This window comes from Pseudomonas fluorescens, assembly GCF_000730425.1.
Lineage (GTDB): Bacteria > Pseudomonadota > Gammaproteobacteria > Pseudomonadales > Pseudomonadaceae > Aquipseudomonas > Aquipseudomonas fluorescens_X.
Genome location: NZ_CP008896.1, coordinates 3,180,906 through 3,193,539, shown reverse-complemented (window position 1 = coordinate 3,193,539; position 12,634 = coordinate 3,180,906). Strand labels below are relative to the sequence as shown.

The window sequence follows — 12,634 nt, the reverse complement described above, 5'->3', positions numbered from 1 at the left end:
TTTTAGCGCCTCGCCGAAGCCAGCATGGTGGCGCGTTCCTGGTCCATGCGTGCCATCAGCGGTTGGCTTTGCTGGAGGAAGCGTGTGCGCTCGGCCTTGGCGATTGGGTCGGCCATCGGCAGCTTCTGGCCCAGGGGGTCGACGTGCACGCCGTTGACCTGGAATTCATAGTGCAGGTGCGGGCCGGTGGATAGGCCAGTGGTGCCGATATAGCCAATCACCTGGCCTTGCTTGACGTTGCCGCCAGTCTTCACGCCTTTGGCAAAGCCTTGCATGTGGCCGTAAAGCGTACGGTAGCTGTTGCCGTGCTGGATGATGACGGTGTTGCCGTAGCCGCCGCGGCGCCCGGCCAACAGCACCTTGCCATCGCCGGCAGCCTTGATCGGCGTGCCGCGCGGTGCTGCATAGTCCACACCTTTGTGGGCGCGGATTTTGTTCAGAATTGGATGCTTGCGGCCCATGGAAAAACGCGAGCTAATACGGGCGAAGTCAACCGGAGTGCGGATGAAGGCCTTGCGCATGCTATTGCCATCGGCGGTGTAGTAGCTGCTGTTGCCTTGTTTGTTGGTGTAGCGCACGGCGGTGTAAGTCTTGCCGCGGTTGGTAAAGCGTGCTGACAAAATGTTGCCGGTGCCGACGACCTTGCCGTTGGCCACCTTTTGCTCGTAGATCACGTCGAATTCGTCGCCTTGGCGAATATCCTGGGCGAAGTCGATGTCGTAGCCAAATACACTGGCCATGTCCATGGTCATGCTATGTGACAGGCCTGCGCGCGCAGCCGACTGGGACAGCGAACTGTTGATCACGCCATGAATGTAGGCTGAGCGCATCACCGGCTTGGTGGTCACGCGATTAAAGGCAAAGCCCTTGGCGCCCTTGGTCAGGGTGATGCTTTCAAGGTCGTTGAGATTGGTGTGCAGGGTGGTCAATTGACCGTCCGCGGCCAACTCGAACTCAAGCTTCTGGCCACGCTTTAGTTGGGTGAATTGCTTGGCTTGCTTATCGCTGGCCAGTACATCGTTAACGGTTGCGGCTGGAAGGCCGACCTTCTCGAACAGTGTCGACAGCGTGTCACCCTTGGCCACGATTACCTCGCGGTGCTCCGGGCCTTTCGCTACCTGGGGGGCGGGTGCTGCCTGAGCGGTTTTCTTGGTGTCGTCCGTACTGTCTTCAATCTGGGCAAATGGAGATTCGACGCTGACGGTTGTGGCTTGTTGCGCGTCAGAAGCGTCTTGATCTTGTGTCAGTTGTTCAATCGGGCTCTCCAAGTCGAGGCTTAGAGTCGTGCGTTTGGCTTCTACGTCACTGGAAGGGAATACCAGGAGTGCCAGGCTGAGAAGGGCGGCGATACCACTTGCGGCGAGCAGGTGGGTCTTCGGGTAAAGCGGCGGCGCTTTAGACGGTTCAGTGGTCATAGGTAATTTTGACTTTGAAAAGATGAAATGGAAAAGATGAATGACATGATGAAGATGAAATAACTGTATAAAATATAACCAAATCATCTGTGGTGCAAGCTCGCGAACGCTGGGCTTGCACAATGGTGTCCGTTTACAGGGCAAAACTTGTAATTAGTCCCTGATCTTGTATGGTTGGTTCCCTTTGAATCTGAGCCTTGCGGGTCTGTTATGAAGTCGGTTGAAGAGCAGCTAGCGCTGATCAAACGTGGTGCGGAAGAACTATTGGTCGAGGCCGAGCTGATCGAAAAGCTCAAGCGTGGCCAACCCCTTCGTATTAAGGCTGGCTTTGATCCGACGGCACCGGATCTGCATCTGGGTCATACGGTGCTTATTAATAAGTTGCGCCAGTTCCAGGAGCTGGGGCATCAAGTGATCTTCCTTATAGGTGACTTCACCGGGATGATCGGTGATCCGAGTGGCAAGAGTGCTACGCGTCCGCCGCTGACCCGCGAGCAAGTTCTCGATAATGCCGAGACCTACAAGACCCAGGTCTTCAAGATTCTTGACCCGGCCAAGACTGAGGTGGCTTTCAACTCCACCTGGATGGATCAAATGGGGCCGGCAGATTTCATTCGCCTGACGTCCCAGTACACCGTTGCGCGGATGCTTGAGCGCGATGATTTCGACAAGCGCTACTCCACCAATCAGCCTATTGCGATACATGAGTTTCTGTACCCATTGGTTCAGGGGTATGACTCGGTGGCACTGCGTGCGGATGTTGAGCTGGGTGGTACTGATCAGAAGTTCAATCTGTTGATGGGGCGTGAGCTGCAGCGTGCGTATGGCCAGGAAGCTCAATGCATTCTGACCATGCCATTGCTGGAAGGGTTGGATGGCGTCAAGAAGATGTCCAAGTCCTTGGGTAACTATGTAGGTATCCAGGAGGCGCCGGGCGTAATGTACGGCAAGCTGGTTTCGATTCCGGATGCGCTGATGTGGCGTTACTTCGAGCTGTTGAGTTTTCGCTCGATGGATGAAATCAATGCGTTGCGTGCCGAGGTCGACGCTGGTGCGAATCCGCGGGACGTCAAAATCAAGCTGGCGGAAGAGATAGTTGCACGCTTCCATGGTAATGAGGCTGCGGCCAGCGCTCATCGTGCTGCGGGTAATCGCATGAAGGATGGCGAGCTCCCGGATGACCTGCCTGAGATTGAGTTGACTGCTGTCGAGGCAATGCCGATCGCTGCTGTCCTTAATAAGGCGGGGTTGGTGAAGAACTCGGCGGTTGCGCGTGACCTCCTAGGTTCTGGTGGTGTGCGTATAGATGGTGAGGTGGTAGATCGCACCTTTATATATGAGCTGGGTGCGACCCACGTTTGCCAGGCGGGCAAGAAGGCATTTGCGCGTATTACGCTTAAATCCGAATAAATTTTGGATTAGCGGTTGACGGCGATTTATATCTGTCTATAATTCGCCCCACTTCCGGCGCAGTCGAAACGGAAAACTCCTTGATAAACAAAGAGTTATGCAGGATTCGACAGCGAGGCGCTTCAGTTCATCGAAGCCCGGAAGGAGTGGGTAGGGCAGGGTTGTTTGGCTCTATCGACGTTTCGATCTTCTCGGTCGAAAGCGGAGAAAAAGAGGTGTTGACAGCAGCGTGTAACGCTGTAGAATTCGCCTCCCGCTGACGAGAGATCGAAAGCGCAAGTGGTTGAAGTTGTTGAGGAAATCCTCGAAAACTTCTGAAAATAACCACTTGACAGCAAGTGAGGCTGCTGTAGAATGTGCGCCTCGGTTGAGACGAAAGATCTTAACCAACCGCTCTTTAACAACTGAATCAAGCAATTCGTGTGGGTGCTTGTGGAGTCAGACTGATAGTCAACAAGATTATCAGCATCACAAGTTACTCCGCGAGAAATCAAAGATGTAACCAACGATTGCTGAGCCAAGTTTAGGGTTTCTTAAAAACCCAAAGATGTTTGAACTGAAGAGTTTGATCATGGCTCAGATTGAACGCTGGCGGCAGGCCTAACACATGCAAGTCGAGCGGTAGAGAGAAGCTTGCTTCTCTTGAGAGCGGCGGACGGGTGAGTAATGCCTAGGAATCTGCCTGGTAGTGGGGGATAACGTTCGGAAACGGACGCTAATACCGCATACGTCCTACGGGAGAAAGCAGGGGACCTTCGGGCCTTGCGCTATCAGATGAGCCTAGGTCGGATTAGCTAGTTGGTGGGGTAATGGCTCACCAAGGCGACGATCCGTAACTGGTCTGAGAGGATGATCAGTCACACTGGAACTGAGACACGGTCCAGACTCCTACGGGAGGCAGCAGTGGGGAATATTGGACAATGGGCGAAAGCCTGATCCAGCCATGCCGCGTGTGTGAAGAAGGTCTTCGGATTGTAAAGCACTTTAAGTTGGGAGGAAGGGTTGTAGATTAATACTCTGCAATTTTGACGTTACCGACAGAATAAGCACCGGCTAACTCTGTGCCAGCAGCCGCGGTAATACAGAGGGTGCAAGCGTTAATCGGAATTACTGGGCGTAAAGCGCGCGTAGGTGGTTAGTTAAGTTGGATGTGAAATCCCCGGGCTCAACCTGGGAACTGCATTCAAAACTGACTGACTAGAGTATGGTAGAGGGTGGTGGAATTTCCTGTGTAGCGGTGAAATGCGTAGATATAGGAAGGAACACCAGTGGCGAAGGCGACCACCTGGACTGATACTGACACTGAGGTGCGAAAGCGTGGGGAGCAAACAGGATTAGATACCCTGGTAGTCCACGCCGTAAACGATGTCAACTAGCCGTTGGGAGCCTTGAGCTCTTAGTGGCGCAGCTAACGCATTAAGTTGACCGCCTGGGGAGTACGGCCGCAAGGTTAAAACTCAAATGAATTGACGGGGGCCCGCACAAGCGGTGGAGCATGTGGTTTAATTCGAAGCAACGCGAAGAACCTTACCAGGCCTTGACATCCAATGAACTTTCTAGAGATAGATTGGTGCCTTCGGGAACATTGAGACAGGTGCTGCATGGCTGTCGTCAGCTCGTGTCGTGAGATGTTGGGTTAAGTCCCGTAACGAGCGCAACCCTTGTCCTTAGTTACCAGCACGTAATGGTGGGCACTCTAAGGAGACTGCCGGTGACAAACCGGAGGAAGGTGGGGATGACGTCAAGTCATCATGGCCCTTACGGCCTGGGCTACACACGTGCTACAATGGTCGGTACAGAGGGTTGCCAAGCCGCGAGGTGGAGCTAATCCCATAAAACCGATCGTAGTCCGGATCGCAGTCTGCAACTCGACTGCGTGAAGTCGGAATCGCTAGTAATCGCGAATCAGAATGTCGCGGTGAATACGTTCCCGGGCCTTGTACACACCGCCCGTCACACCATGGGAGTGGGTTGCACCAGAAGTAGCTAGTCTAACCTTCGGGAGGACGGTTACCACGGTGTGATTCATGACTGGGGTGAAGTCGTAACAAGGTAGCCGTAGGGGAACCTGCGGCTGGATCACCTCCTTAATCGACGACATCAGCTGCTCCATAAGTTCCCACACGAATTGCTTGATTCATTGAAGAAGACGAAAAGAAGCAGCCCGAAATTGGGTCTGTAGCTCAGTTGGTTAGAGCGCACCCCTGATAAGGGTGAGGTCGGCAGTTCGAATCTGCCCAGACCCACCAATTTTGTGTGGGAAACGCCTGTAGAAATACGGGGCCATAGCTCAGCTGGGAGAGCGCCTGCCTTGCACGCAGGAGGTCAACGGTTCGATCCCGTTTGGCTCCACCACTACTGCTTCTGTTTGTAGAAAGCTTAGAAATGAGCATTCCATCATTGTGATGGTGAATGTTGATTTCTAGTCTTTGACTAGTTCGTTCTTTAAAAATTTGGGTATGTGATAGAAAGATAGACTGAACGTTACTTTCACTGGTAACGGATCAGGCTAAGGTAAAATTTGTGAGTTCTCTTAATTGAGAAATTCGAATTTTCGGCGAATGTCGTCTTCACAGTATAACCAGATTGCTTGGGGTTATATGGTCAAGTGAAGAAGCGCATACGGTGGATGCCTTGGCAGTCAGAGGCGATGAAAGACGTGGTAGCCTGCGAAAAGCTTCGGGGAGTCGGCAAACAGACTTTGATCCGGAGATGTCTGAATGGGGGAACCCAGCCATCATAAGATGGTTATCTTGTACTGAATACATAGGTGCAAGAGGCGAACCAGGGGAACTGAAACATCTAAGTACCCTGAGGAAAAGAAATCAACCGAGATTCCCTTAGTAGTGGCGAGCGAACGGGGACTAGCCCTTAAGTGGCTTTGAGATTAGCGGAACGCTCTGGAAAGTGCGGCCATAGTGGGTGATAGCCCTGTACGCGAAAATCTCTTAGTCATGAAATCGAGTAGGACGGAGCACGAGAAACTTTGTCTGAATATGGGGGGACCATCCTCCAAGGCTAAATACTACTGACTGACCGATAGTGAACTAGTACCGTGAGGGAAAGGCGAAAAGAACCCCGGAGAGGGGAGTGAAATAGATCCTGAAACCGTATGCGTACAAGCAGTGGGAGCCCACTTTGTTGGGTGACTGCGTACCTTTTGTATAATGGGTCAGCGACTTATTTTCAGTGGCGAGCTTAACCGAATAGGGGAGGCGTAGCGAAAGCGAGTCTTAATAGGGCGTCTAGTCGCTGGGAATAGACCCGAAACCGGGCGATCTATCCATGGGCAGGTTGAAGGTTGGGTAACACTAACTGGAGGACCGAACCGACTACCGTTGAAAAGTTAGCGGATGACCTGTGGATCGGAGTGAAAGGCTAATCAAGCTCGGAGATAGCTGGTTCTCCTCGAAAGCTATTTAGGTAGCGCCTCATGTATCACTGTAGGGGGTAGAGCACTGTTTCGGCTAGGGGGTCATCCCGACTTACCAAACCGATGCAAACTCCGAATACCTACAAGTGCCGAGCATGGGAGACACACGGCGGGTGCTAACGTCCGTCGTGAAAAGGGAAACAACCCAGACCGTCAGCTAAGGTCCCAAAGTTATGGTTAAGTGGGAAACGATGTGGGAAGGCTTAGACAGCTAGGAGGTTGGCTTAGAAGCAGCCACCCTTTAAAGAAAGCGTAATAGCTCACTAGTCGAGTCGGCCTGCGCGGAAGATGTAACGGGGCTCAAACCATACACCGAAGCTACGGGTATCACCCTCGGGTGATGCGGTAGAGGAGCGTTCTGTAAGCCTGTGAAGGTGAGTTGAGAAGCTTGCTGGAGGTATCAGAAGTGCGAATGCTGACATGAGTAACGACAATGGGTGTGAAAAACACCCACGCCGAAAGACCAAGGTTTCCTGCGCAACGTTAATCGACGCAGGGTTAGTCGGTCCCTAAGGCGAGGCTGAAAAGCGTAGTCGATGGAAAACAGGTTAATATTCCTGTACTTCTGGTTATTGCGATGGAGGGACGGAGAAGGCTAGGCCAGCTTGGCGTTGGTTGTCCAAGTTTAAGGTGGTAGGCTGGAATCTTAGGTAAATCCGGGATTCTAAGGCCGAGAGCTGATGACGAGTTACCCTTTGGGTGACGAAGTGGTTGATGCCATGCTTCCAAGAAAAGCTTCTAAGCTTCAGGTAACCAGGAACCGTACCCCAAACCGACACAGGTGGTTGGGTAGAGAATACCAAGGCGCTTGAGAGAACTCGGGTGAAGGAACTAGGCAAAATGGCACCGTAACTTCGGGAGAAGGTGCGCCGGTGAGGGTGAAGGACTTGCTCCGTAAGCTCATGCCGGTCGAAGATACCAGGCCGCTGCGACTGTTTATTAAAAACACAGCACTCTGCAAACACGAAAGTGGACGTATAGGGTGTGACGCCTGCCCGGTGCCGGAAGGTTAATTGATGGGGTTAGCTAACGCGAAGCTCTTGATCGAAGCCCCGGTAAACGGCGGCCGTAACTATAACGGTCCTAAGGTAGCGAAATTCCTTGTCGGGTAAGTTCCGACCTGCACGAATGGCGTAACGATGGCGGCGCTGTCTCCACCCGAGACTCAGTGAAATTGAAATCGCTGTGAAGATGCAGTGTATCCGCGGCTAGACGGAAAGACCCCGTGAACCTTTACTATAGCTTTGCACTGGACTTTGAATTTGCTTGTGTAGGATAGGTGGGAGGCTTTGAAGCGTGGACGCCAGTTCGCGTGGAGCCATCCTTGAAATACCACCCTGGCAACTTTGAGGTTCTAACTCAGGTCCGTTATCCGGATCGAGGACAGTGTATGGTGGGTAGTTTGACTGGGGCGGTCTCCTCCTAAAGAGTAACGGAGGAGTACGAAGGTGCGCTCAGACCGGTCGGAAATCGGTCGTAGAGTATAAAGGCAAAAGCGCGCTTGACTGCGAGACAGACACGTCGAGCAGGTACGAAAGTAGGTCTTAGTGATCCGGTGGTTCTGTATGGAAGGGCCATCGCTCAACGGATAAAAGGTACTCCGGGGATAACAGGCTGATACCGCCCAAGAGTTCATATCGACGGCGGTGTTTGGCACCTCGATGTCGGCTCATCACATCCTGGGGCTGAAGCCGGTCCCAAGGGTATGGCTGTTCGCCATTTAAAGTGGTACGCGAGCTGGGTTTAGAACGTCGTGAGACAGTTCGGTCCCTATCTGCCGTGGACGTTTGAGATTTGAGAGGGGCTGCTCCTAGTACGAGAGGACCGGAGTGGACGAACCTCTGGTGTTCCGGTTGTCACGCCAGTGGCATTGCCGGGTAGCTATGTTCGGAATAGATAACCGCTGAAAGCATCTAAGCGGGAAACTAGCCTCAAGATGAGATCTCACTGGAACCTTGAGTTCCCTGAAGGGCCGTCGAAGACTACGACGTTGATAGGTTGGGTGTGTAAGCGCTGTGAGGCGTTGAGCTAACCAATACTAATTGCCCGTGAGGCTTGACCATATAACACCCAAGCAATTTGCTTGCCTGAAGCTGAAAAGCCCAAGAGCACCAGATTGCGGTGTGTGAAGACGAAACGAACCGAAAGTTCGAATGCACAAGACACCGACTCTATTACATACCCAATTTGCTGAAGCGAGGCCGTTTGGTCACGACTCAGTACCCGAATTTCTTGACGACCATAGAGCATTGGAACCACCTGATCCCATCCCGAACTCAGCAGTGAAACGATGCATCGCCGATGGTAGTGTGGGGTTTCCCCATGTGAGAGTAGGTCATCGTCAAGATTAAATTCCGAAACCCCAATTGCGAGAGCAGTTGGGGTTTTGTTTTGGGCGCTCGAAAAGTCTCGCAAAGGCTTGGCAGAGTGTTCGATTGAAGTCCCTCTATCACCTGCCAGCTTGCTTTCTATGCAATGGCTTTATGCATGGCTATCATGCGTGCCTCATTGTGAGGCGAGACTTGCATGCTGACGTTGTTAAAACTTCTGAAAGATGGTCGATTCCACTCGGGGGAAGCGTTAGGCGCGGCCCTGGGTGTCAGTCGTAGTGCTGTGTGGAAGCAGCTCCAGCATCTGGAGGCCGAACTGGGCCTGACAATTCACAAGGTCAGGGGTAGAGGCTATCAATTGCCGTCTCCACTGGTTCTATTGAGTGCTGACGAGATCGCGTTGAGGTCGCAGGTCTGTGCGGGTTCGGTTTTCATATCGGATACCATCGATTCTACTAATGCCGAGGCGTTGCGCCTAATCGATGCCGGGCAAGCGGCACCGTTCCTGGTTCTCTCGGAGCAGCAGACAGCAGGTAGGGGGCGCCGAGGGCGTAAGTGGGTCAGTCCATTTGCACAGAACGTTTACTACAGCCTTGTACTTCGTATCGATGGAGGGCTCCGACAGCTTGAGGGGTTGAGTCTTGTCGTGGGCTTGGCGGTCATGCAAACCTTGCGCGATCTTGGTGTCAATGGCTCTGGTTTGAAATGGCCGAATGATGTTCTTGTTGGAGCGAAGAAGGTTGCGGGCATCCTTCTTGAGTTGGTCGGGGATCCTGCTGATGTATGTCATGTAGTGCTCGGCATTGGTATTAATGCAAACATGCAGAGTGCTGCGCAAGTTGATCAGCAGTGGACATCGATACAGCTCGAAACAGGTCGTGCGGTAGATCGAAATCATCTGGTCGCTCATCTGAGTCAAGCGTTGCAGGTTTATCTGGAGCGTCATAGGGGTTCCGGCTTCTCGGTAATTCGTGAGGAGTGGGAGCGGAATCATTTATGGCAGGGTAAGGCTGTGTCGTTGATCGCAGGTGTTAACCAGGTCGATGGGGTGGTGTTGGGTGTCGACGGCCAAGGCGCGCTACGTCTCGACGTAGATGGTATTGAGAAAAAATACAGCGGTGGTGAGTTAAGCCTGAGGTTGCGTGATGATTCTTGAGCTCGACTGTGGGAATAGCTTCATTAAATGGCGAGTCCTCAAGGCAAGTCAGGCAGGCGTTTTCGCTGAGGGCGTTGTTGATTCCGATGTGGCGTTGTTGGGTGGCCTTCATTCACTGGTCGGTCTTTCGCTGCAGCACTGCAGATTAGTCAGCGTGCGCGCACAGGAAGAGACGAATCGTCTGGTAGGTGTATTGGTTGCAGCCTTTGGTGTCTCTATAAGTTGTGCAGCGCCATCGCGTGAGGTGGCGGGTGTGCGCAATGGGTATGAGGATTATGCGCGCCTGGGGCTGGATCGCTGGCTGGCGATGCTTGGGGGCTTCCAGCTAGCCTCTGGGGCATGTCTGGTGCTTGATTTTGGTACCGCAGCCACTGCTGATTTCATTGCGGCAAATGGCGAGCATCTTGGGGGGTTTATCTGCCCTGGCATGCCGCTGATGCGTAACCAGTTGCGAACCCATACCCGTAAAATACGGTATGACGACGTTGCTGCTGAGCGTGCGCTGGAAAGCCTGGTGCCTGGGCGCACGACAGCGCAAGCTGTTGAGCGAGGTTGTACGCTCATGCTTCGTGGGTTTGCGCAGTCGCAGCTGGAGCTGGCCCGTAGTTACTGGGGGGAGGACTTCTCGGTTTTCCTTACGGGTGGTGATGCGGGGCTGGTCGTGGATGCTTTGCCGGGCGCTCGCTTCGTTCCGGACTTGGTATTTGTTGGCTTGGCGATGGCGTGCCCTTTGTCTTGAGGTTTTTATGCGTTGGTTGTTTCTGCTGTTGCTGGTTCTCAATGTCTTCTATTACGTCTGGCACCAGCAGGAGGCTCCGTTGCGTGCAAAGGATGTAACGCCCCTGGCGCTATACCGGGGTTCCCAGCAGGATATTCAGTTGTTGAGTGAGTCAGGCGAGGCAATGACGCGTCGCGACCGGTCCAGAGTCCCAGAGGTGCCGGCCGGTTGTTTGTATATTGGTGGTTTTGCCAGTCAGGAGCAGGCGCAGTACCTCGAGCAGCGCCTGACTAGCCTGGATATCAAGGTAAGGATTCAGTCATTGGTTGCCGCAGGTGCTGCCTCTTTTTGGTTGCGTGTGGCGCCTGAAAGTCGTCGCTTGGCTGATGATCTGCCGTTTGAAAGCCTTGCTAATGAATTCAATGAGTTAAAACATAAAATAATGCCGTGCGAAGGCATTGCAAGTGTCGAATAGTTTGCATAGAATGGCGCCCGCTCCACAGTGATGACCCTCTTGGGTAATTGGTGTGGAGCGTTCGTCATGCAGCTAACCTCATATTTTTAATGAGAAAATGCTTGACAGAAGGTCGGCGTAATGTAAAATGCCGGCTCGCTTAGGAGGGGTTCCCGAGCGGCCAAAGGGATCAGACTGTAAATCTGACGTCTACGACTTCGAAGGTTCGAATCCTTCCCCCTCCACCATTTTTAGCGTGAGCTGCAAGCTCCGCGGGTATAGTTTAGTGGTAGAACCTCAGCCTTCCAAGCTGATGATGCGGGTTCGATTCCCGCTACCCGCTCCAAGTTTGCAGGTTGTGCAAGGTGTTTTGCTCTTGTAGCTCAGTTGGTAGAGCACACCCTTGGTAAGGGTGAGGTCAGCGGTTCAAATCCGCTCAAGAGCTCCATATAACAAGGCAGATATGAAAATATCTGCCTTTGTTTTAACAGCTGTCTCGGCTTGAATCTGTTTTGCCTGGTGTTTTTGGGTTGGTTTAAGTCTCTTGGGGTTGGTTGTTGTAAAGTCTTTTTCAGGCCTGCATAATGGTCGGCCTGATTTTGTTTTAGGTCAGTAGCTCAATTGGCAGAGCGACGGTCTCCAAAACCGTAGGTTGGGGGTTCGATTCCCTCCTGACCTGCCAGATTCACGTGGTGTATCTGGCTTTCTTTTCACAGGATCTTCATAGATGACTCCTAAGGCTGAAGCTCAAAGCTCTCGTTTCGATCTGGTTAAGTGGCTCGCTGTCGTCGCTTTGGTGGTCGTAGGCGTTGTTGGCAATCAGTACTATTCTGCTTCGCCGATCCTGTACCGCGTACTCGTGTTGCTCGCTCTTGCTGCTGTGGCCGTTTTTATAGGTCTGCAGACGGTAAAGGGTAAGTCCTTCGCTGTACTGGTTAAGGAGGCTCGCACCGAAATACGTAAAATCGTTTGGCCAACTCGCCAAGAAACCACGCAGACCACGCTGATTGTCGTGGCTGTTGTTCTGGTTATGGCGTTGCTGTTGTGGGGGCTTGATTCCCTGCTCGGCTGGCTTGTTTCCTTGATTGTTGGCTAAGGGTGTCCCGTGGCTAAGCGTTGGTACGTTGTGCATGCTTACTCGGGTTACGAGAAGCATGTTATGCGCTCTTTGCTAGAGCGCGTAAAGCTGGCAGGCATGGAAGATGGCTTCGGCGAAATTCTGGTTCCCACTGAAGAAGTGGTTGAAATGCGGAATGGTCAGAAGCGCAAAAGCGAACGCAAGTTCTTCCCTGGCTACGTGCTGGTACAAATGGACATGAATGAGGGTACTTGGCACTTGGTCAAGGACACTCCTCGCGTCATGGGTTTCATCGGCGGTACCGCCGATAAGCCCGCGCCGATCACCGACAAGGAGGCGGAAGCGATTCTGCGTCGTGTTGCTGACGGTAGCGACAAGCCGAAGCCGAAGACGTTGTTCGAGCCGGGCGAGGTTGTTCGTGTCACTGATGGTCCGTTTGCTGATTTCAACGGCACTGTCGAAGAAGTTAACTACGAAAAGAGCCGGATCCAAGTGGCAGTGCTCATTTTCGGTCGCTCTACTCCGGTAGAGTTGGAGTTCAGCCAGGTCGAAAAGGTCTAGCTGACAAAGCATCCCAACCCCGCAGCCTTAGGCTGTGGGGTTTTGTCGTCACTGGGATAAACGCGCAAGTAACCGGGGA

Annotated in this window: 7 protein-coding genes, 6 tRNA genes and 3 rRNA genes; 15 read left to right on the top strand and 1 reads right to left on the bottom strand. The window is 52.8% G+C overall.

Annotated features, from left to right (window positions below; translation table 11 throughout):
- Positions 1–2 precede the first annotated feature (2 nt).
- Positions 3–1,415: a peptidoglycan DD-metalloendopeptidase family protein gene (locus tag HZ99_RS14220; protein ID WP_038443751.1), complete on the bottom strand. Its 1,413-nt coding sequence runs from the start codon at positions 1,413–1,415 to the stop codon at positions 3–5.
- 210 nt (positions 1,416–1,625) lie between these two features.
- Between HZ99_RS14220 and tyrS the strand changes: the two genes are divergently transcribed.
- From tyrS to nusG, 15 genes are all read left to right on the top strand, one after another.
- Entirely contained in the window at positions 1,626–2,825 is a 1,200-nt protein-coding gene (tyrS, locus tag HZ99_RS14215) for a tyrosine--tRNA ligase (protein WP_038443750.1), read from the top strand.
- Positions 2,826–3,378: 553 nt separating this feature from the next.
- A 16S ribosomal RNA gene (locus tag HZ99_RS14210) occupies positions 3,379–4,915 on the top strand.
- A gap of 82 nt (positions 4,916–4,997) precedes the next feature.
- A tRNA-Ile gene (locus tag HZ99_RS14205) sits at positions 4,998–5,074 on the top strand.
- Between the two features lie 30 nt (positions 5,075–5,104).
- Positions 5,105–5,180 (top strand) — tRNA-Ala (locus tag HZ99_RS14200).
- Positions 5,181–5,427: 247 nt separating this feature from the next.
- Positions 5,428–8,321, top strand: a 23S ribosomal RNA gene (locus HZ99_RS14195).
- A gap of 168 nt (positions 8,322–8,489) precedes the next feature.
- Positions 8,490–8,605 (top strand): 5S ribosomal RNA (gene rrf, locus HZ99_RS14190).
- Together the 16S, 23S and 5S rRNA genes with 2 tRNA genes alongside form the textbook arrangement of a ribosomal RNA operon.
- Before the next feature lie 179 nt (positions 8,606–8,784).
- The gene (gene birA / locus HZ99_RS14185) at positions 8,785–9,744 is read left to right on the top strand and encodes a bifunctional biotin--[acetyl-CoA-carboxylase] ligase/biotin operon repressor BirA (protein ID WP_038443749.1); all 960 of its coding nucleotides are present in this window, start codon (positions 8,785–8,787) and stop codon (positions 9,742–9,744) included.
- The gene (locus HZ99_RS14180; protein WP_038443748.1) at positions 9,734–10,483 is read left to right on the top strand and encodes a pantothenate kinase; all 750 of its coding nucleotides are present in this window, start codon (positions 9,734–9,736) and stop codon (positions 10,481–10,483) included. The genes birA and HZ99_RS14180 overlap by 11 nt, the downstream gene beginning before the upstream one ends.
- A gap of 7 nt (positions 10,484–10,490) precedes the next feature.
- Positions 10,491–10,937 (top strand): hypothetical protein, encoded by a 447-nt coding sequence (locus HZ99_RS14175; RefSeq protein WP_038443746.1) that lies wholly within the window; start codon positions 10,491–10,493, stop codon positions 10,935–10,937.
- A gap of 142 nt (positions 10,938–11,079) precedes the next feature.
- Positions 11,080–11,164, top strand: a tRNA-Tyr gene (locus tag HZ99_RS14170).
- Between the two features lie 24 nt (positions 11,165–11,188).
- Positions 11,189–11,262 (top strand) — tRNA-Gly (locus HZ99_RS14165).
- A gap of 26 nt (positions 11,263–11,288) precedes the next feature.
- Positions 11,289–11,364 (top strand) — tRNA-Thr (locus tag HZ99_RS14160).
- Between the two features lie 158 nt (positions 11,365–11,522).
- Positions 11,523–11,598: transfer RNA gene (locus HZ99_RS14155), tRNA-Trp, on the top strand.
- A 45-nt stretch (positions 11,599–11,643) separates the two neighbouring features.
- Complete coding sequence (secE, locus tag HZ99_RS14150; RefSeq protein ID WP_038443745.1) at positions 11,644–12,012, top strand: preprotein translocase subunit SecE; 369 nt, start codon at positions 11,644–11,646, stop codon at positions 12,010–12,012.
- A gap of 9 nt (positions 12,013–12,021) precedes the next feature.
- Positions 12,022–12,555 carry a transcription termination/antitermination protein NusG gene (gene nusG / locus HZ99_RS14145; RefSeq protein ID WP_003176436.1) on the top strand — a complete coding sequence of 178 codons (534 nt, stop codon included), beginning with the start codon at positions 12,022–12,024 and terminating at the stop codon, positions 12,553–12,555.
- Positions 12,556–12,634: the final 79 nt, after the last annotated feature.